Raw genomic sequence first — 21,459 nt, 5'->3', positions numbered from 1 at the left:
GCAAAAACAAGCAAAGTTTCAATTTTTACGAAGAAGTTTTTACCTTTTGATAAAATATAAGTTCGCTTGCATCAGCGAATATTTATTTAAAAATGTTCAAATTATCATAATTTGCAAATTAACACTAACCAAACAAATACTATAAATATGAACGTTTTATCAATAGATTTCGAAAACTGCTTTGGCATCGGAAAACTGCAACATGATTTTGACTTTACAGCATCAAACTCCTATTTAATTTATGCACCTAACGGCACAATGAAGACCTCATTTGCTAAGACATTTGATCTAATTGCTAAAAATGATAAAAAAAATCAACCCAGAGATTTAGTTTATACAAAAAGCGCAAAATTTGAAATTTTATGTGATCAGCAAGTAATTAATCACAGCTCGGTTTTAGTGGTAAATGCTGAAGATAACTCTTTTGATGCCTCACAAAAACTAACCACATTTATTGCAAGCAAGGAACTAAAGGCCCAATATGACGAAATATATGCGGAACTGAATACAGCGAAAGCCGATCTTCTAAAAAAACTCAAAACCATATCGCAAAGTTCAGATTGTGAGGGAGAATACACTGGAACATTCAATGAAGACGGTTCTAATAATTTTTTTGAGGTTTTATCAGATCACTTAGAAGAACTTCAAGAAGACGCTCCAAAAATTTCCTTTAAATATAATAGTGTATTTGATTCTAAAGGTACAGTAAAAAACTTTTTAATTAAAAATGAAGAACTCCTAGATGGATATATAAAAAATTACAATGAAATTTTGTCCAATTCAAAGTTGTTCAAATTAACAGGCAATAATAATTTTGGCACCTATCAAGCAAATGAGATATTGAAATCCATTGAAGATAATTCTTACTTCGACGCAGGTCACAAATTTGTTTTAGAAGATGGTACAGAAATTAATACCTCCGAAGAATTAAAAAAATTATTTGAGGAGGAACTTGAAAAAATAATAGCAGATCAAAAATTAAAAACGTCTTTTGATAAGGTTGATAAGGCTATTGGCGCAAATGTTGATTTGAGAGCATTTAAAAAAGTACTTGAAAAAGACAATTCTCTTTTAATAAGCCTGAAAGACTACAATGGCTTTAAACGAAAGGTATGGAACAGCTTCATGTCTGAAATTAAAAAGGAAGCAGAAAGTCTGACCGACTTGTATAATAAACATAAAGAGAATTTAGAATCTATAATAAAAGACGCAAACAAAGAGCTTTCATTATGGAGTGATATAATTGAAAAATTTAATAATCGATTCTATGTGCCATTTGAAATAAGGATAGGTAATCAGCATGATATTATCCTTCGACAAGAAACTGCTAATTTAGAGTTCATTTATAAAGATAGAGATGAAGCCCCTTCAAAACAATCAAAAGAAAATTTATTGAAAATCCTTAGTAAGGGCGAACAAAGAGCTTATTTTATTTTACAATTTTTATTCGAAATTGAATCCAGAAGAATTTCAGACGATATGACACTACTGATTTTTGATGATGTAGCGGATTCATTTGATTATAAAAATAAATATGCAATCATTGAATATATAAGGGATTTACACTATTCTCAAAATTTTAAATCGTTAATCCTCACACATAATTTTGATTTTTATAGAACACTCGCATCGAGGCTCAACCTTTATAAGCATACTTTTATGGCAACACGTGATCATAGTCGATGTGTCAGGTTAGAAAAAGGTTTATACATGAACGATCTTTTTAAGGAATTTATAAAATCCCATAATGAACCAAAAATTTTTATAAGTTTAATTGCTTTTGTTAGAAATATAATTGAATATACGGATTCAGCAAAAGCAGAAGATTGTGTAAAACTTACAAGCTGCCTGCATATAAAACAAAATTCTTTAACGATTGATTTAAATGAGGTTTTCACTGTATTTAGAAACCGCATTAATAAGCTAAAAGATAGTCAACTGGCATTTGATGGGGATGGAAAAATACTAGACTTTATTTTTTCAACTGCTGACGCAATAGCAATCGAAGACAATATAAATGAAATTTTACTGGAAAATAAAATAGTTTTGGCAGTGGCTTCACGACTTAAAGCGGAACAATATCTTATAAAATCTTTACCTGATTGCGATTTAACTACCGTAGGTGCTTTTCAAACGAGAGTACTTTCTGAACAATACAAAATTAATAACCCTGATAGTAACAATTTGAAGTTAATTGATAAGGTAAATCTAATGACGCCAGAAAATATTCATATCAACTCGTTCATGTATGAGCCGTTAATAGATATGTCTGTTTACCATTTAATAGACTTATATCGAGATATAAAAAATATAAATTAAAGTTGTTTTCTAGTTAGGAGAAATATCCTATTTTTGCAAAGCTAAACAACTCATAGTGATTTAGGTAAATGATTTTATTAATTTAAATCAATAGCTATGAAAAAGTGTTTAGTATGCAGTACCAACCGACCAGTTTTTGTAAGAGCTTATTCTAGAATGCGCTTCGGCCGTTTAGAAAACGTTACTCAACATTGCAGATCCTATCCGGGTCAGTACAGTTTATTTTAGAAAGCAGGGTTTTACGACCCTGCTTTCTTGCAATACGGGACATTGTAAATTTACTGATAGTCAAAATCTATAAACCTTCTTTGCAAATTAATAAATTAAGCCCGTTACTCGGATTTGTACAATACTACGCCTCTACAAGAATTTTTAAAATTTAGCTATTAAAATTCCTTCACAGTTATACATCATGTTTTCTAACAACGTAATTCTCTATAGACCGATAAAGCTTGTCTCATACATAGAACGAATACTAAAAGTAAAGAATAGTATGATTTAGATTTTGTAGTTTTTCTAAAATTTAAAATATTATTATGTAACTACGCAAAATGACTGCGTACTGTTCAAGTATCTTTGAATTATCAAATAAAACAACTAAAGACAGTAATTATTATGAACAAATCGATTACATACATGGAAAAGTTATCCAGCGGGTATGCGCTTATGGATCTTGGATATCGCGATTATATTGCGGCACGTTTTTTACTTAATAAAAATTTTATAGTTCAAGGGTTAACTCTTGCGAGTATTGCTGTTGAAAAATATCTGAAAGCTGTAATTGTTTTTAATCTTAAAGATAGAGAAAGATACAATTATCATTTTGACAGATTCAGATTACTCAAAAATCTGCTGTCTAAAGTTAATAGTGATGTAACTGAAGAGTTTGATCCGGTTTTCTTAGCAATATTAGAAAACGCATTTAAGATTAGATATTACGATAAAATTAAAGAGCCAATTTTTATGGGTTTTTACATCAATCAATTTATAGGGGAGTTAGACTGGACCGTTAACTTTGTGGAAAATTTTATTGCAAAGACTCAAAGCGGAGGACAATCTATATCGATATACAGCAAAGCAGTTAAAAATAACGACATGGATCTTTATTATAATAACTTTGTTTTAAATAACGAGAACAAGAAAAATTATATGGAAAAACCTGATATTGGATTTTCTATTTACATCAGTATCGGATCTGTAGTTCATCAAGAGAAGGTTGTGAAAGGAGGGAGTGCCAGAAATAAATACGACGGACGAATAGCAGAATTCATAGAACCTGGGTCAGACTATATGTATTTGCAATAACTCCTCGTAAGGTTTGTGAAGACGGAACAACTGTCCGACCTATTAAGTCCAATCCAGATGATTATTGGCTGGCGTGTGATAAATTACTAATATCAGAACTAAGATAGTAATACACTACGACTAACACACACTACGAGCAAGATGGCAATTCAACTTAATTTTAAATATGCTTTCTATTTTAAAAATTGTATTTAATCGAAAGATTAGGCACTTTAAGTCCCAACGCATGTAGGTCGGTAACGTTACCATAGAAAATCTAAAAATAATGAGTAGAGCCAATTCAAAATCAAAAGAAAGAGAATTTTACGAATGGAACCAAGGTTTAATTGCAAATATTGGAACTGTATCTACAATACCTTATGATATTATATTTCATCATATTAAAGACAAATCAATATATAAAATAGTAAAACTTTTTTTTGATAATGACACAAAAATTATAAATCAATTAGACCAATGTATTCTTGAACAATTTTGGTGGATTGATACCGAAATTATAAGCGCACGCTATTCGAAAATTAAGCATCCAAACTACTATTCTGGGGAATATATATTTGACAGAAATAATGGGGAAAGAACTGTAATAGAAGTTCGTCAACCTGATATAGATGGAAAACATTGGAAAGCGGAACATATACATATAAAACGTGGACAAATTGATTCACAAAATATTTATGGAATAATTAAACCAACTTTCAATGAACATATTGAAATTACGAGTGGAATAATAGATGGTATTTATATTATGAAAATCTTCTAAAAATACAACCGCTAACAGCCGATACACGAGATTTTGGAAATTGGCGTAATGGAAAAATATTTTTGCATTTGGATGATTTGGCAAATCAGAAGAATGACCTTAACTTAGCCCTTAAACCCGCTATAGTACCAGAACATTACTAACAATTATAAACACACTTATGGAATTATTAAACGAAAAAGAATTTAAAAAATATATTGAAGAAAATTTTGAGCGCATTTATGAAGCTGAAGGACAATCCTCAATATCTCAACAAGTTCCAGGAAAGTGTGATTCTTGTAATAGAGAGGTCTTTCTAAATATATATTCTAAATCATTCAGTGAACCGTACCATAACTCTAACGGACTACCAACATTTATAAATATATTCATTGAGTGTCCGAGTTGCAGAAAAAAAAGTTTTATTTTTACTGTACAATTTGTTGAACAAAAGAAAAAACCACTTCCAACTGGTGGTTCACAGTATGAATACACATATTCTCTTTACAAGTTATATCGATTACCAATTTCCGTTGAAAACTATATAAATGAAGATATTCCTGAAAAATACGGCTCACTTAAAAAGACAGCAACCGAAGCAAACTATTGTTTAATCAATTCAAAATTTATTGCCTCTGCCATATTATTTAGACGTGCAATACAAATTGTCGCAAAGAATGTTTTAGGTGCTAAAGGGAAAACTTTATTTAATCAATTAGAGTGGTTAAAAACAAATAAAAATCTTTTAAATATAGATTTAACAGAGGTTTTTCATGACAACACGAAAATTATAAAAGATATTGGTAACCAAGGTGCACATCCTGAAGATGACATTACACTTCATGATTTTACAAAAGAAGATGCAAATGGACTTCATGACTTATTCATTTCTATAATACATGAAATTTTTGTTAAGCCAGAAAAGATAAAGGCATTGCAGGAAGAATTAAAGAAGAATAGAAAGCTAAAATAACTGCAGGTAACAACGACTACGATGGATTTGGGTAATTAGCTTAATCGAAAGATGGTGTTTTGTATTTGAATGATTTGGCAAATCAAAATAATGGGCTTAATTTAGCACCAAACCCGAAACGCTAGCAGCAATCATACTTAAAAATCTTTCATAGCGAAAAAAAACGTATATAATGAGTTATACACCTCCAAGTTTTAAATCTACTTCTTTTAATTGTCCAAGTTGCGGTGCATTCGCAAGACAGCATTGGTTAACCATTTGTTATTCAGGTGGTGGCGGATATACAAAAATTGAAGATATGAAAATGTCTAGTTGTGAACATTGCAAAAAAAGTAGTTTTTGGTTTAATGAAAAAATGATAATACCTGAAGTTGGAAATGTAATGATGGCTAACTCAGATTTGCCCGAAGATATTATTGAAGACTATAATGAAGCCAGAAGTATTTTAAGTAAATCTCCTAGAGGTGCATCTGCATTACTTAGATTAGCTATTCAAAAGCTTTGCATATTTCTAGGAGAAGAAGGCAAAAATATAAATGAAGATATAGCAAACCTTGTGAAAAAAGGTTTACCTGTAAAAATTCAACAGTCATTAGATATTTTAAGAGTTGTTGGAAATAATGCAGTACATCCTGGACAAATAGATTTAAAAGACAATTTCGAATTATGTGTTGCCTTATTTGGATTAATAAACATAATCGCCGATGTAATGATATCCCAGCCAAAGCATGTTGAAGCTTTGTATGGAAATTTACCTCAAAATTTAGTTGATGCTATTGAGAAAAGAGATAGTAAAGCTTAATAAAAATGTTTACTGCTAACATCTACAACAATGGATTTGGGTAATTTGCTTAATTAAACGATGGTTTTGCATTTATGATAATTTAGCAAATCCGAAGAATGGGTTTACTTTAGTTCCAAGCCCGCTGTAGTAAAGGGACGTTACCTGTCATTTTGTGTATACTACTATAATGTTAGGGTTAATTGATCCACCATTAACTACTTTAAATACCTCTTCTCAATCTTCTTTTTTTCTTTTGCTTAAATTGGGATGTGTAATCATTATAATTTTCAGCACGCAGTAAAATATCAAGTGGATTAGTTTTAAAAATATTTTCAGATCCTAAATTTTTGATGTTTTCATAAGCAATTGAAATAGTTTTTTGATAATTATGATTTTGATTCGTAGGATTGATCGCTTCACAACGTTCTAGAATTCCTTTTGCACTGTATTGTTTTCCCAGACTACTTCCGTTAAAAACACATTTAGTTTTATGATCCACAAAAGTAATTCCGTAAAGCTGCCCGTCTTTACTCTTTCTCAAAACAGTATTAATGTCTACCTTTTTTAATTTTTCTGCTAACTGTTCGGGAGATTTAAATGTTTCATTAATAAAAGTCTCTCTAATAACAGATCTCACATGTCTTTGACTAGACTCTTTTTTTATAGCGTTAATTTTAAATCGGTCTTCCAGAAATTTTAATGTAGGTTTACTGTAAAAGCCACTTGCTTTAATTGGTACTCCAGTTGGTTTTGAATCTTTATCAAGTATCTTATAAAGCAATCCTTTGTTTTTAAAAACTCTGGATTCTTCAGTTCCCCTATCTGCATGAACATTGTAAAGGTTTAAAACAGCATTGAGTTCTGGAAGGCTTGAATATTTATATTCAAATAAAACTTTATTTAAAACTCCATTGATAGCCTTTTTGGACTCTGCTTTTCCATATTGTACTTTGCGGTTCGCGATTGGCTGTAATGAAAATTGTTCTTTTGTTTTTCTTCCTTCCGCTTTTACAAGTCCAAAGGTTTCTTCTATTTCTTTCCTGGCAGGTTCTGATTTTCTAATCCCCAACAAATGAAGATCAATCCTTTTTCCATCTCTTTGAATATTATTTGTAATCACATGTAAGTGAGGGTGTCCTGCATCATAATGCTGATAAACTAGGAAAGGCTGTTTGCCGAATCCGATTTTATCCATGTAAATTTTTGCAATTTCATTTAGCTTTTCTTTAGAATGGTTTTCCGAAGGATCAAAATTTAATGATATATGTACAGCGTTTCGCTTAACGTTTTCATTAAGCGAAGCCTGTTTTACAAAGCGGTTGAGTTTTAAAGTAAAATTAAGCCTGTCGAGTTCCAGAGGAAAGTTAATAGCGCTTATACATTCTGCCTTTCCTTCTTTTACTTTTATCTCATTGTAATTTAAAATTCGCTGTAATGAATTGCTGGTTTTTATAATTGCAACCATTGCTCTGAGAATTTTTGAGAGTGTATTTTAATTTCCTCCATTTTTTCGAATAGCTTCTTTTTATCTACTTCAAACCAGAAGACCTGTGTTTTAAAATCAGATATAGTTTTAAAAGAATTCATCTTTTTGGCAATCTGGTTGATGTTATTTCCTATTGAATCAAGCTCACTGTTTAGAGTCATTGTTTCTTCGATATAATCATCAAATGAAGCATTGCGGTAAGTTGTTACAATAGGTTTGTTAAATAAGTGCCTTCTTATATGGTCACTTAATTTTCGGCAGGTACTTGCTCTAAATCTTTTTTCCAGCACGGCATACTCCAAGGGAGTTAATCGCAGTCCTACGATTCGTGTTCTGTTTGAATTTTCTCTTTTCATCATCTTTCATTTTCATTGTTTTCAAACTCTTTTCTTTCTACAGTCTCCACCACCGAGTTCCGAGGTAATAGGTGGCAAGATAGGCGGTTGTTTAACAACCGTTCATCTTGCCAGACCACAGGAACGAGGTGGTCTTCAAAATTTTAACATCTGATAGACTTTAATAAATCAGCATATTATAAATAATTTGGATTAAGCTGAGGTTTTGTTTTATAAGCTTCCTCGATTGTTTTGTGGGTTGAGAGATTTGTAATTTAATCTGTATACCGTTTTTAAGCCAACCTCAAATTTAAGGAATACAAATAATATTATAATATCATGACTATATTTTGAACATGATAGCTATTGATTGTTATTGCTAATTTTATCTAAGGTCTTGAAGTTAAATCAAAAACAAAGTTAATTAAGGTAAAAATATTTTGAGTATCATAAGTATATTTTACTTATCAAGATTAAGCTAAATACATTTCAAAAGAAAAAAAAAAGAAAGCATTCAGGCAGTGGACATAGACAAAAGATGTGCTATAAGTCCCGAAGGGTGGAGGGTTGAGGAAACGAGACCTGACATTATGCGTACATCTTTTGTCTATGTCCAGTAATTTTGCTTATCTTTTTTATTTTATGATTAAAAAACTCTTAGATTGACAAATGTTGTCATATAGCGAAAGTGATCCTTGAGCGCTGGGTTAATATATTTTTAAAATAACTACCTAAGCTTAACTTTTGATATTTTTGAAAAATAATTCTGAATTTATGGTAAACCGTAATGCCTGTCTGTCTTTTTTGTGTAGTATTGTAACCTATACGTTATATTATTACATATGATATAGCAGGATGTACAAAAGCGTTATAAAATAGTAGATATAAAAAGTTACTAGAGATTTAAACACACACACACAGAAATGAAATACATATTTGTGCTTTTATTTATTTTTAGCTCTTGTGATAACCCGAGAAAAACCAATATTATGAATTCTGGGAAAAAAATTCCGAAAGAAAATGTTATTCAAAATATTTCAATTTTAAGAAAAAGTGGATTCTTTGAAAATTTTTCAAAATTTAGTGATAAGGAAATATTTGAACAATTACATTCAAATAGAATTGATGATTATTCTAAAATATTTGATAAAAAATATGATCCTGGAATGGAATTAGACGAATTTGATTTGGCTTGCATTGATAAACGCAAAATGATTTATTTAGATTTAGAATCTGATGTTTGTGCTGAAAACAATGTTTATGTAGATGTAATTAAAATGTTTTCAAATCTATCTAATGGTTCGTTCAATCCCCAAAATATTTCTGAAAAATGGCAAAGTCCTTCTGGTCCGATTACAGTAGAATTTGAACTGAACAATGAAATTATAAAATTTAATCCAAAATATTCTGACGATTGGTTAGATTCTATAGTTTTTGAAATTTGTAAAGAAAAAATAAAGGCTAACAAAACGAGAATTGTTGAATGTCTTGGTGAAAGCAAATATGGATACGGTCAAAATATTGCCTTTATGAGAATAACTGAAACCGAACAAAATAATTTAGAAAACAATTATAAATATAAGTTCAGAGAATAAAAAACTCAACTAACATCTTTTTTTGGCGAGATTGGGATTTAGGCTGAAATTTAAAAATGGTTTTGCATTTGGAGAATTTGTGTTTAACTGAAAAATCTTATATATTTATTTCCTAGCCAAGCCAAAACCCAGAACGTGGCATGCAATTACTCAAAACTCTAATATGATAGAAGAACTCATAAAAAAGACAAACGAAAAAGAATTCTATAACGATTGTGATTTGAAAATTGAATCTTATAGTTTTCAAACATCAAACAGTACTTTTGAAATGGTACTTTCAATTAATCAGAATAGCTATGATATTCCTGTTGAATATGAAGAGTGGAAACTGACTTGTAGAAATACTGAAAAATTTGATGGTTTCTTTTGGAGTTTAACATTGCCTTATGCTAAAATGAAAATATTGGACAGACATCCACTATTGCTAATCTTTCATGAGAATAAACTTGAATGCGAAATTAAAGGCAAACCGGAAAACGTCAGTGAATTTATTGGTGATGTCAGTAACGGTCTTGAGAGAGAAACTGGAAATTGGATAGTCGTAAAGGAATATTTTTGGAACAACCAAGAATACTATGAGAAGTACTCAAAAAGAACAATTAGCATTCCAAAATCTTTAGAAAAATTTTTCAGAGAAATCTGTGTAAAACACAGTTTATATTTTGCTGTTACTAATGAAATTGTAGAGGAAGATAAAGGTTACGAAGACAAACCGAATTCAAAAATTTTAATATTTGGAAATGAAGATGTGAGTCCAAATGATTTTAATCTGAATCAACCATTTATTATTGCGGAAGAGTTTAGCGCAGAAAGAATCAAATAATAGCAACAACATACAACAGCTTGGTAAGCTGGCGTTTTAGGCTTAACTTAAAGATAGTTTTCTATTTGAGAAGTTTGTGTTTAACCTGAAAATCTCGCATCTTTATTCTCCAACTATGCCTAGCGGTAGATTTTAGCGGTAATGACCAGTTAACAAACAAAATTGCAAAACATGAAATATATTATTTTAATTTTATTGGCATTCTCATTAAACGCTTGTTCACAGAATAAAACAACTGCTAAAGAACCAAAAAGTGAAAAAGAACAAGCTATACCTTTTCATGAATTTAATATATCACTAATAAGGTTAATTTCAACTCCGGAAAAATATGATGGAAAACAAATTCAAGTTATAGGATATTTGAATTTGGAATTTGAAGGAAACGCAATTTATCTACACAAAGAAGATTATTCAAAAGGAATATCCAATAATGGTTTTTGGGTGAATTTCTCAAAAGAAATTATTGAAAAGAAAAATTTAAATGATTACAATCAAAAATATGTAATTATTGTAGGGACTTTTGATATGAATTCCAGAGGGCATATGGGAATGTTTGGAGGAACAATAAAAAACATCACTAGGTTGGATTTATGGAATTTTGAGAACTAATCGGCGCTAGCGTTAATACAAGTTATATAATATGCAACAATTTAAAACTATAATTATCTTGAGTTTATTTTCTTTGTTTTTCGGGTGCAATAAATCATCAAATTCTGCATCAATTAATCTTGAACAAATTACCGAAGTTGCAGAAAAGGAAAAAGGTTTTAAAGATATTTTACTAAAAATAGTTTCTGAGCAAAAAATGGAAGATTCATATGTTTATATAGCAAAAGGATTATCTGGTTCAAAGGTTGTAGGATTAAAATTTGAGATTAAATCTTATTTACCTAATGGAATAGATAGTAATGGAAATCTTGATCCTAAAAATGGTTTCATTCGAAATGCTATAAAAATATCGTCTATTGGTAAAGAAAGTGATGAGTTTTTAAAAGCTATTTCTAAACTTTATGAATTTTCAACGAATAAAAAATTTACTAATGATACTTTATCTCCAACAGCATTTTCATTAAACAAGTCAATTGTTGAAGTTGAAAAATTAGGTTATTATAAATTTAAATTGTTTTTTAGAGATAATGAAAATGATAAAGAAGAAGACTATTGTGAATTGTATTTAAATATAAATACAAACGAAAAAACGATTGAACTTCTTGAGAAAGATAATGAATACAGAAAATCAATAATTAGGGCACTTAGTGACCTATAAAGACCTACTGTTAAAAGCTACTTCAACGTTACGTTATATGTTATTTTAAAAGTCAAACCCTATAACAAATGAAAATATTTGATAAAATCTTCAAGCCTAACAGGAAGATAGATCCAGGGGACTTGACAATGATTACAAGAACTGAAGTTCTTGAAGGATTTTCTATTCCAGGAATAATACACAATATGCAATACCATTTTACAGACTTGCAAGTATATAGTGACGGACTTATTTCTTGTTGGGAAATGGTTGATTTACAGATGTTCAAAGACAAATTGAAAAAAGGTTGGGTTGTTACATCAATTCCAGATGAGGAATCTATTTCAATCTTTAATTTAGGAAATTGGGTGATTGAACAAGGTAAATGGCAACATACTGAGGAAACCTTATATGATTATGTTTATTCACTGATAAAGAGACTAAATCCAACACTTGAAAATCTTCAACATTATAGCGGAAATAATTCAAAAACGGTTGGTAAAGCGAATGTTGCAAAACACTTTATGCCAAACCCGAAACCATTCTACTTAGACGATCCAAAATCTTTCTTTCCAAACAAAATCCATGGGGAGAAATTTCATTTTTTCTACAGAAATGATGATAACAAAATATATTTATCTGAGTTATCATTATACAAAAATGGACATATTGAATTTACAAACTTACCTTCAAAGAAAACTTTCAAATTTGAAGAACTAAATGAACTTGTCGAGAAAGGAATAATCACAACTGAATTGAAGGTTGGCGAAATTGTGACAATTTTGAATTTGGGATCTTTCAAAATAAAATCAGGAAGTGGGATTGAAATAAAATTTAAATTAAAGGAGTTGACTGACAAATTCAATGAACTTAATGGCAGAGAAAACAGCATATCAAAATGTGCAAGAATTTTTGAAGAGTACCGACAAAATCCAACAAAGAAACTAAGGAATGAATTAGAAGTTAGTTACGAGGCAGTACCGGAACATCAGCGAATATTTGTTGGGACAATGGATACAAAAGATTATGAAGTTCGTCAAATAATCTATGGAGACATAGTTAAAAAAGAGTGGGAAGAATATTATGGGTATGAATATCCGTACGATGACATGCCAAAACCTATCGATGAATAATAAAAAAAATAGTAAATAAGAGTTACTACAACGGATTTAAGCAATTGGTTTAATACAAAGTAGGTTTTGTATTTGGGATGAATTGGCAAATCCGAATAATGGGCTTAATTTAGTCTCAAACCCGCTGTAATACCTGAACATTAAGCAATAATTCAATAATTCGATGATGAGAATAATAACTTTAATTTTTATAATCGTTACTTTTTTTAGTTGTCAAAAAGCATATGAGAAAGAAGAAGTAAAAGCGATTGAAGAAATCACAAACGATTATCTTAAAAAAAATCATTTAGACAAATATTATTTGAATCCAAAAGATTTTTTTGGAAAGCCAACAACTAAGGCCAGCATTGATACGCTTGATTTTAAACTGTATTTATCGGATGCTTTAATGCCTCTAAGCCAGATTAGAGAAGATAATAAATGGATGTTTAAAAATAATGATTTTAATAAATCTGATTCAATCATTTTTTATGCTATTATGGATTCAAAAAAATTTAAGGAACTTGAATATCGCGAATATGATAAATCAAAAATAAAACTTATAAAACCATATAAACAATTTAACGAAGACATCAAGCCAAACGATGATTATTCAAAAATTCTTTTTTCAAGAGTTTGTTTCGACGAAAAGATGGAAAATGGAATTGTTGTAATAGATTATTTAATTGGAAATGAAAGTGGATATACAAATGGCTATAATATGGCTTTGCTTATAAAAAAGAAGAACAATAAATGGAGCTATGTAAGCAGAAGATAAAATGAACTTGGAATAAGAGCTACAACAACGATTGGTAAATTTGCTGTAAACTTGTTTTTGTATTTTAATGATTTGTCAAATCCGAATAATGGACTTAATAAGTCTAAAAACATTTTATTGCGGTAGAACGTTATCTTCCATTTAAAACAACATTTATGTATCAAATAGTAGAATTTAATGATTTTAGAGATTATATGAAATTCAATATAGAATTCATAGAAAATAATCCCTTTCTTTATTTCAATCTTGAAAAAACATTCATTAGAGTTTTGCGTAATGAAGTCCAATTGATAAGGTTTTTCAATGTAGTTGGTGAAAATCATTTTGTATCTATACTACTTGTAAAAGACGAATGTTTAATTTACGCTTCGGAAGTAAATGATGAAATTACATCACTAGTTGCGCAAGGTTTGGAGTTTCATAAATTCATAAGATATACTTTTTTTGGTACTAAGAATATACTTGATTCTTTGTTTTTAAAGTTTAATGTTGAGTTTTCGGAACAAAAACATCGGATATATTATGTATGTAATAAAGTCTGGGAACCGTTTCAATTTGCTTCAGGAGAAGCTCAAATGGCAAATGAAGAAGATTTACATGAACTTGTAGAATTGGGGAACATATTCGTAAATGAATTTTATGGTGAAGAAAAACCTGCTGATAACGTTTTTGATATTATGCTATCTGGGGTCCAAAAAAGAAATCTATTTTGCTGGGTAGTAAATAACAAACTGGTTGGCATTGCACAGGTCAATTATGAAGAGTTTGATTTTCCTGTTATAGGCCATGTTATTTCACATCCAGATTTTAGAAATCTCGGTATTGCTTCTTCTTTAGTTTATAATATCACGAAAGGCTTAATTGAAAATGGCCACCAAAAATGTTTGTTAATGACAAATGCATATAATCCTGCATCCAATAAGGCATTTCAAAAAGTTGGTTATAAAGTCACTGGTGAATATGTTGTAAGATATAAGGAAGAATAATAAATAGCGCGTAAGAGCTTCTACAATTAATTTAGGCAATTGTCTTAATGGAATATTGGTTTTGTATTTGAGATAATTTGTCAAACTTTAAGTATGTGCTTAATTAGTACCAAACCAAAAAGAGACTCGAAGGTCTCTTTTATTTGAATTAATATATCTTCAATAAAGCTAATTTTTGCTTTAGAAATTTTATGTGATTATTTATTGATTAATTTTTCAAGCCTTGCCATCATTTCGTCTTTCTCTTTCAGCATACGCTCAAACAAAGCAATCTTTTCTTCGTGAAGTTTTTTGATCTCCTCAATCGGATTGTTATTAAAAACTTCAATCCTGTTATTGAACATCGCATTATCAGAGAAATTACACGAAATTAAGTTCACTGCTTGCTCTTCATCAAAATTTTGAAAAGCTTCAACTGGAATTTTTAATACTGCTGATATTTGTTTAAGCAAATTATCTTCAATTACATCTTTCTGCTCTAACATAGAAATTTTCTTCTGATTCCAGTCTTCTCCCAGATCATAAGCTAATGCTTCCTGTTTTATATTAAGCATTTCTCTGAAGCGTTTTACGTTTCTTCCCTGATGTATTTTCTGTTCCATAATGATTATCAATTTTCTGAAGGCTCAAAGATAAAGCCATGCGGATTAAAAAATCTGAATTTCAAAGATAAAAAAATATCCTGTAAAATATCCCTTTTGTCAGATATTATATCCATTTCTGGAATAGTTTATCCTTTTGAAAGGCAGGAACTTCGCTTTGAATTCTAAATATTTCCGCTATGAAAAAGAATAAAATATCCTTTGGAACTAATTTTTGGTCAGCTTATGAGGCAGGAAATCCATATGATGCTCTGCATGTTTTTTATGATTTCTCCCATCTTGATGAGTATAAACAGATTTTAAGCGATATAGCAATCCACAGCTACAGAAGGAAGATTTATCAGCAGGATAACCCTTGCCATGTTTTTGTGATTTATACTGCTTTAAGCTCATTTGTAAAAGCTTGCAATTGTCTTAAAAGAAAAAGCAGGAAATGGCAGGTGAAGGGTTCTGGCGACTACAGTTCAATACTTCATCTGGCTTCACTAAATAAAGAAGAGTATAAAAATCCTTTGAAGGTGTTTCAAAAGGCATTCGAAGAGAAGTCATTAGAGCAGTTTGAATTCTTTCTCTGCGAAATCGTGCAGCTTTCATTATCTCCGCACGCAGGAGAATCGGATTATGATATTATAACTCCTTATGTTCATTTAATCAAAATGCTAGATGCAGGACAGCTTATCATGGAAAGTGGCATTGAAAAAATTAAAAAAGAGAAGCTGTCTGGGGATATTTTGTCCCCTGTCGAATAAAATAACTTTTGTAAAAACTTCAAAAAAACACACTATGAAAACTCTCGAAAAAATTACATTTCCAGAACTCGAAAATGAGTATTTGGAGAATATTCTCAGAGAGCTGGTAAATAAGTATAATATTATCCAGCTGTTTTTTACCAGAAAAAGTTCGTCTGCTTTCTCAAGCCTTATTGTGAATCTGGAGAGCAGTATGGATGTGCAGAAACTCCAGCAGAGTAAATGGGTTAGAAAAGTTAAAGAAAACTTTCAGATCACCGTATATTTTATCTTTTCTTCAAAGCTTCATCATTATTGCTCTTTAGGCGATCCCTTTATTGGATTTTATTGTCGCCAGTCTGCTGTAATCTACGAGAATAAAGAATTTGAAAACTCAATTTTCACACAATGGGAATGGAAAAAATACAAGAAAAGATTTAAGGCTTACGAAAATAATTTTTATCACGATCATGAGCTTCATAAATGGCAGATCAAAAATCTCATTTTAGAAACTGCTTCAAACGCTGTTTTTACTTCTTATTCAAGGCTCATTGAATATGATCTCCAATACTTGGAGGAACTGTACTTAGGAAGTAAATCTGTCTCTGTAAGTATAAATGAGAGAATAGCCAGTCTCTCGCCATACATTCCTGTTATTCAAAGATACTTTGTAAAAAGCTCCAAAGGAAGATATTTTCTTACCGATCTGTTCGAACAGGCGAAAGAAGCTTCCAGCGATGATGAGGCATTGTATCGTAATGAAATGTTTAAGGCTGTCGGTGAAGCTGAAGAAAATCTCTGTGATCTTATTGGAGACAGGTTGAGTGAACTGAAGAAACTAATAAAAAAAGAATATACAGAAAAAAAAGAAGTTTTGTGCCTGACTGATAATAAGCCTACAATTTCAGTGCTTGATACAGCTGTTCAAATAATTTTGCAAAGGGCAGAACCAGAACAGATTTATTTGTTTCATGAGACAACCAGCAATGATAAAATGATTTATTATCTGTTGCTTATTGCCGAAAATGCAGGCAATGAAAAATTAAAAGTAATTACCGACTGTTTGAAAAGCAAGACAGACGGGAAATGTAATTTGGTTCTGATCAGTCACAGTCGTTATTGGATACAGAATAACCTCTATGAGTATCAGAGTTTTTTTGAGAAAATCATAAAAGAAAATTATCTGATTTATTCATCAAATGAGTATCATCCAGAATTTCACTGGGAAGAACCGCACAAACCTTATTACGGTGACCTTCACATTTTTTATAAATCGGCAGAAAAATGTGCGGAGCAGTTTTCTGCAACAGCCCACAACAATGAGGAAAACTACTGTGGGCTGGGTTGTTTATTCGCACAGTTTTTTCTTTCATTCTGCAGAACCTATATTTTCGTAAAAACCTATTATATGCCCAATTATTTGTCAAGCAAGACATTGTGGAATTTATGCATTTACGCGGATAATGATATTAAAAAGTACAATTATTTACTTGAGACGTTCTGGACAGAAATATTTCCTTATCTGGATGCAAATAGAACTGTTTCGCATGGATTAACAAGGCTTGACGCGGAAAAGGTTTCTCAGATGGAAATGATTGTCAAAAAGCTTAGCAACGAACTTCATAAACTGGTAATTGAAGGCGGGCTTTTAAAAATTTATGAGCAGGACTGATTTGGCAAAATTAATTTAAGAATAATGGGCATGGAGACAGATGAAATTAGAAAATTGGAAAAAATCGGAGTGTTAAGCGAAAGACTGCTTAATACTCTGAAACCAGCCGAGGATAAAAGAGGAATGTATAACGCAGAGATCAGGATATACGATTATTATGAACTTGTTTCCATTATAAGAAATCTGATGAAGCTCTGCATAATCGCTTTAGACAGGGACAGCGCAGAAGTTCCTCCAACAATTCAAAACCAGGATATTGATGTCGGGCTAATACTGGGAGTTGCACTTCAGTTATTCCCGATTGATGAATTTGAACTTATAAACGAAATTAGTGATTTATACCACTGTCGGAAAGATGGAACTCTAGTTGATTCTAAATAGCAAAAAACGTTTCATGTACATATTATGTCCATGACAATAAGACGAGAGAGTTTTATCTTTGTATAAATTTAAAAGAACGCTCTAGGGCTTTCACAGGTATATTTTACTTATCAAATCCAGAAGATTAACTCATATCTTTACATTATCCAGTTCAAATTTTGAACTGGATATTTACATGTGAATTATTTAATTTTATAGCAGTGGATGAAAGTTGAACAAAAAAGACCAGTGATGGTCTTTTTTTAATGAAGAGGAATTTTATAATGAAAAACGAAGCAACGGATGAGAAGAGAAGAATCACCCGAGGAAAAACTTTTGTAAATTTACAAATTGAAAAACAGGGGGTTAGGTTTGATGAAAGAGAAAGGATTGTTTGTGATGCAGAAAAAAAGCTCAAAACGAATGAGGGGAAATTAACAATTGAAGAATTAAGAAGATGTAGAGGTTTTGAAGAAATTTCAGAATCAGATGGAAATGAAATAATTGAAAGCTTATTTCAATTAGCGATGATAGTTTATAATTTTAAAACGTAAAATTATGGGAATTGAAAGTTTTAAAAAATTCCAAAAAGAGAAATTAGCCCAAAGAGCTGAGGTAAAAGAAATCTGGGGTTATACTAGAGTAAGTTCCAAATTACAGCTGGTAAACAACAGCCTTGAAGAACAGCGCGTAGAAATAATACAATTTGCTTCTAAAAATGGATATACACTCAAAAATATTCTTGGAGGTACTTATGAAAGTGCTTCGGGGGATTTTACCAGAAAAGAGTTTACAAGATTATTAGAAGAGGTTAAAAGCGCAAAGCAGAAACCCTTTGCAATCGCTATCAAATTTATCAGCAGGTTTTCCAGAACTGGTGGCAACGCTATTAGTATTGTTCATGAACTGGTGGATAAACTAGGCGTGCATTTAATTGAAACTTCTTCAGGACTGTGCACTAATGATGAATACAGTAAACTTGATATTTACAGTAAGCTTCTAGACGCCAGACGAGAAAATATGGACAAGCTCGAAAAAACAATTCCAGGAATGAAAGCACTGCTCAGAGCAGGGAACTGGCTTGGCAAAGCTCCCAGAGGTTATACAATGAGAGGGAAAAAGGTTGGAGATTATTCCTTAATGCAGGAGAAGCAGTCCATTACGATAAATTTGGAGGGAGAGATTTTAAAAAAGGCTTGGAAATGGAAGCTCGCAGGAGAGAGGGATTTTGTAATCAGAGAGAAACTAGAAAAGCTTAATTTAAATATTACAAAACAATCACTCGGCTCTATGTGGAGAAATCCATTTTACTGCGGAATATCTGTTAATGCACTGCTTGATGAGCCAGTGAAAGGAAACTGGACAGGTTTAGTGAGTGAGGAAGATTTTCTGAAAGTTGACGCAATGCTCACCGAAAGTAAAGTGCCAGTTAAAGAATACTCCAAAAGCAAGATCAATGAGTTTAGACCTCTGACAGGGTTTTTAAGATGCGAATGCGGAAGCCTTCTCACAAGTTATGTGGTAAGAAAAAAGAATACTCATTACTATAAATGCCAGAAATGCAGAAATGCCAGTTTTAACGCATTGACAACATCGCATTCAAAAACGGAAGGATTGAATGATTCCTTTGAAAAACTGCTATCAAGATATACCTTAAGCTCTCAATTTGTAGAACCTTTTAAATTTCAGCTGAATAAACTTTTTGAGATTGTGGAAAATGAAGGCAGGGAAGAGATGAAGGGTCTGCTTGCTACGAAAAAAGATTTAGAAGCAAAAATTGAAAATTTGGATAAACGCTATTTTGACAATCCGAATTTTGGGGATGAAAAATACAATAGATACTCACTTCAGTTTGATACGGAATTAAAGGATGTCGATCTTCAGATTGCCTCAAATAAAAAAATAATATCTAACCACAGCAGACATATTGATAAAGTGGTCGAAAAGGTTACAAATATCAATAAATACTGGAGAGAAGGAGATATTGACAGTAAAATAAGAATCCAGAATTTAGTATTTCCAGAAGGATTGTCAATTAGGGCTGAAAACAGGGAATATCTAACTGGAAGAGTAAACTCTATTTTTGGCTTAGTCTCAACGTTTACAGGTGTTGAGAGAGGTAATAAAAAACAAAAAACCCATCAAAATTTTGATGGGTTATTCTCTGTAGCGGGAACAGGACTCGAACCTGTGACCTTCGGGTTATGAGCCCGACGAGCTGCCTACTGCTCTATCCCGCGATGTTTCGGGTGCAAAGATACGCCGTTTTTTGAGAAATCCAACGAAAACTTTAAAAAATGTTTTATTTTCTGTATTGAGTTGATATGACTACCTTTGCAAAATAAATAGTACACAAATGTCACATAAAGCAGGTTTTGTAAACATCATCGGGAATCCAAACGTTGGAAAATCAACATTGATGAACGCCTTTGTTGGAGAAAGATTATCGATTATTACATCAAAAGCACAAACAACCCGTCACCGTATTCTTGGAATCGTGAATGGCGAAGATTTTCAACTTATATTATCGGATACTCCCGGAATCATCAAACCCGCTTATGAAATGCAGGAGTCGATGATGAACTTTGTAAAATCGGCTTTTGAAGATGCTGATATTTTGGTTTACATGGTCGAAATAGGCGAGCAGGACTTAAAAGACGAGGCTTTCTTTAATAAAATCATCCACGCTAAAATTCCGGTTTTGTTATTGTTGAATAAAATTGACAATTCGAATCAGGAACAATTAGAGGAGCAAGTGGCATTCTGGACTGCAAAAGTACCAAATGCTGAAATTTTCCCAATCTCGGCTTTACAGAATTTTAATGTACCGGAAGTTTTTGGAAGAATCATCGAATTATTGCCGGAATCTCCAGCATATTATCCTAAAGATCAATTAACAGATAAACCAGAACGTTTTTTCGTAAACGAAACCATTCGTGAGAAAATCTTGTTGAATTACAGTAAAGAGATTCCGTATGCGGTTGAAATCGTTACAGAAGAATTTTTTGAGGATGAAAATATTATCAGAATCCGTTCGATCATTATGGTAGAACGCGAAACGCAAAAAGGAATCATTATTGGACATAAAGGTGCCGCTTTGAAAAAAGTAGGAACTGAGGCTCGTGCTGATTTGGAGAAATTCTTCGGAAAACAAATTCACATTGAACTTGTTGTAAAAGTGAATAAAAACTGGAGAAGCAACGCTAATATGTTGAAACGTTTCGGGTATAATCAATAAGGTTTTGTTTGTTTCAAGTTTCAGGTTTCAGGTTTTTGAAATGTGAAATTGGAATGGTTAAGTTTTTTTGTTTCAGGTTGAAATGCGAAATGATGACCGAAAAAGTTCTCGATACTTTGAAGCCCTAGCCCTGATTACTTCACTATACTTTTATTTTTATAGGAGTTCAGTGAATTTCATTTGAAGTGGAAATCCTTTTGTGACGCTTTTTAGCGGAGCAAAAGATTGAAACGGATAGCGGGAAATAGCTCCAAAAAATACTCCTTATATAACAGGAAAAATAATAAAAATCTTAGGTACTTAGAAACTTGGCGACTTAGCCACTTTTTTACCTACCTTTGCAAAAAATTAAAATAAAGCATTTTGGGTTACAAGTGA

Annotated in this window: 21 protein-coding genes and 1 tRNA gene; 18 read left to right on the top strand and 4 right to left on the bottom strand. The window is 31.4% G+C overall.

Annotated elements, in window-relative coordinates:
• Positions 1–147: 147 nt before the first annotated feature.
• The 5 genes from LPB88_RS13345 (at position 148) to LPB88_RS13325 (ending at position 6,138) form a co-directional block, all read left to right on the top strand.
• Positions 148–2,319 (top strand): hypothetical protein, encoded by a 2,172-nt coding sequence (locus tag LPB88_RS13345; RefSeq protein WP_230716204.1) that lies wholly within the window; start codon positions 148–150, stop codon positions 2,317–2,319.
• Positions 2,320–2,955: 636 nt separating this feature from the next.
• Positions 2,956–3,624: a hypothetical protein gene (locus tag LPB88_RS13340; RefSeq protein ID WP_230716202.1), complete on the top strand. Its 669-nt coding sequence runs from the start codon at positions 2,956–2,958 to the stop codon at positions 3,622–3,624.
• A 265-nt stretch (positions 3,625–3,889) separates the two neighbouring features.
• Positions 3,890–4,384 (top strand): hypothetical protein, encoded by a 495-nt coding sequence (locus LPB88_RS13335; RefSeq protein WP_230716200.1) that lies wholly within the window; start codon positions 3,890–3,892, stop codon positions 4,382–4,384.
• Positions 4,385–4,544: 160 nt separating this feature from the next.
• A complete protein-coding gene (locus LPB88_RS13330; RefSeq protein WP_230716199.1) occupies positions 4,545–5,336 on the top strand; it encodes a DUF4145 domain-containing protein in 792 nt (263 codons plus the stop codon).
• A 172-nt stretch (positions 5,337–5,508) separates the two neighbouring features.
• Positions 5,509–6,138: a DUF4145 domain-containing protein gene (locus tag LPB88_RS13325; RefSeq protein ID WP_230716197.1), complete on the top strand. Its 630-nt coding sequence runs from the start codon at positions 5,509–5,511 to the stop codon at positions 6,136–6,138.
• Between the two features lie 202 nt (positions 6,139–6,340).
• Here the strand turns inward: LPB88_RS13325 and LPB88_RS13320 are convergent, their stop codons facing one another.
• Positions 6,341–7,585 carry a relaxase/mobilization nuclease domain-containing protein gene (locus tag LPB88_RS13320; RefSeq protein ID WP_230716195.1) on the bottom strand — a complete coding sequence of 415 codons (1,245 nt, stop codon included), beginning with the start codon at positions 7,583–7,585 and terminating at the stop codon, positions 6,341–6,343.
• The gene (mobC, locus tag LPB88_RS13315; protein WP_230716194.1) at positions 7,570–7,965 is read right to left on the bottom strand and encodes a plasmid mobilization relaxosome protein MobC; all 396 of its coding nucleotides are present in this window, start codon (positions 7,963–7,965) and stop codon (positions 7,570–7,572) included. Before mobC ends, LPB88_RS13320 begins: the two co-directional genes overlap by 16 nt.
• Positions 7,966–8,864: 899 nt before the next feature.
• On the opposite strand from mobC, the gene LPB88_RS13310 reads away from it, so the two are divergent.
• The 7 genes from LPB88_RS13310 (at position 8,865) to LPB88_RS13280 (ending at position 14,481) form a co-directional block, all read left to right on the top strand.
• Positions 8,865–9,536 carry a hypothetical protein gene (locus tag LPB88_RS13310; RefSeq protein ID WP_230716193.1) on the top strand — a complete coding sequence of 224 codons (672 nt, stop codon included), beginning with the start codon at positions 8,865–8,867 and terminating at the stop codon, positions 9,534–9,536.
• A 163-nt stretch (positions 9,537–9,699) separates the two neighbouring features.
• Entirely contained in the window at positions 9,700–10,359 is a 660-nt protein-coding gene (locus LPB88_RS13305; RefSeq protein ID WP_230716192.1) for a hypothetical protein, read from the top strand.
• Positions 10,360–10,530: 171 nt separating this feature from the next.
• A complete protein-coding gene (locus LPB88_RS13300; RefSeq protein WP_230716190.1) occupies positions 10,531–10,968 on the top strand; it encodes a hypothetical protein in 438 nt (145 codons plus the stop codon).
• A gap of 58 nt (positions 10,969–11,026) precedes the next feature.
• Positions 11,027–11,626 carry a hypothetical protein gene (locus LPB88_RS13295; RefSeq protein ID WP_230716189.1) on the top strand — a complete coding sequence of 200 codons (600 nt, stop codon included), beginning with the start codon at positions 11,027–11,029 and terminating at the stop codon, positions 11,624–11,626.
• A 68-nt stretch (positions 11,627–11,694) separates the two neighbouring features.
• Positions 11,695–12,738: a hypothetical protein gene (locus LPB88_RS13290; protein WP_230716187.1), complete on the top strand. Its 1,044-nt coding sequence runs from the start codon at positions 11,695–11,697 to the stop codon at positions 12,736–12,738.
• A 163-nt stretch (positions 12,739–12,901) separates the two neighbouring features.
• Positions 12,902–13,495: a hypothetical protein gene (locus LPB88_RS13285; RefSeq protein WP_230716185.1), complete on the top strand. Its 594-nt coding sequence runs from the start codon at positions 12,902–12,904 to the stop codon at positions 13,493–13,495.
• 155 nt (positions 13,496–13,650) lie between these two features.
• Positions 13,651–14,481: a GNAT family N-acetyltransferase gene (locus LPB88_RS13280; protein WP_230716183.1), complete on the top strand. Its 831-nt coding sequence runs from the start codon at positions 13,651–13,653 to the stop codon at positions 14,479–14,481.
• A gap of 197 nt (positions 14,482–14,678) precedes the next feature.
• Here LPB88_RS13280 and LPB88_RS13275 read toward each other — a convergent pair whose 3' ends face one another.
• Positions 14,679–15,083, bottom strand: a complete 405-nt coding sequence (locus LPB88_RS13275) for a helix-turn-helix transcriptional regulator (RefSeq protein ID WP_230716182.1) — start codon at positions 15,081–15,083, stop codon at positions 14,679–14,681.
• Positions 15,084–15,262: 179 nt separating this feature from the next.
• Between LPB88_RS13275 and LPB88_RS13270 the strand changes: the two genes are divergently transcribed.
• The 5 genes from LPB88_RS13270 (at position 15,263) to LPB88_RS23870 (ending at position 20,051) form a co-directional block, all read left to right on the top strand.
• A complete protein-coding gene (locus tag LPB88_RS13270; protein WP_230716181.1) occupies positions 15,263–15,832 on the top strand; it encodes a hypothetical protein in 570 nt (189 codons plus the stop codon).
• Positions 15,833–15,866: 34 nt separating this feature from the next.
• Positions 15,867–17,483, top strand: a complete 1,617-nt coding sequence (locus tag LPB88_RS13265) for a hypothetical protein (protein ID WP_230716180.1) — start codon at positions 15,867–15,869, stop codon at positions 17,481–17,483.
• Between the two features lie 30 nt (positions 17,484–17,513).
• The gene (locus LPB88_RS13260; RefSeq protein ID WP_230716179.1) at positions 17,514–17,864 is read left to right on the top strand and encodes a hypothetical protein; all 351 of its coding nucleotides are present in this window, start codon (positions 17,514–17,516) and stop codon (positions 17,862–17,864) included.
• 263 nt (positions 17,865–18,127) lie between these two features.
• Positions 18,128–18,397: a hypothetical protein gene (locus tag LPB88_RS13255; RefSeq protein ID WP_230716177.1), complete on the top strand. Its 270-nt coding sequence runs from the start codon at positions 18,128–18,130 to the stop codon at positions 18,395–18,397.
• A 4-nt stretch (positions 18,398–18,401) separates the two neighbouring features.
• A complete protein-coding gene (locus tag LPB88_RS23870) occupies positions 18,402–20,051 on the top strand; it encodes a recombinase family protein (RefSeq protein ID WP_370635836.1) in 1,650 nt (549 codons plus the stop codon).
• On the opposite strand, the gene LPB88_RS13250 is transcribed toward LPB88_RS23870, so the two are convergent.
• Positions 20,011–20,083, bottom strand: a tRNA-Met gene (locus tag LPB88_RS13250). The two genes, LPB88_RS23870 and LPB88_RS13250, sit on opposite strands and share 41 nt — an antisense overlap.
• A gap of 116 nt (positions 20,084–20,199) precedes the next feature.
• Here LPB88_RS13250 and era point away from each other — a divergent pair.
• Entirely contained in the window at positions 20,200–21,081 is an 882-nt protein-coding gene (era, locus tag LPB88_RS13245) for a GTPase Era (RefSeq protein ID WP_041517423.1), read from the top strand.
• The last annotated feature ends 378 nt before the right edge of the window (positions 21,082–21,459 follow it).

The sequence above is a fragment of the Flavobacterium sp. JAS genome (genome assembly GCF_020991455.1).
GTDB lineage: Bacteria > Bacteroidota > Bacteroidia > Flavobacteriales > Flavobacteriaceae > Flavobacterium.
The sequence above is the reverse complement of the archived record's forward strand: the minus strand, read 5'-3'. Positions and strand labels throughout refer to the sequence as shown.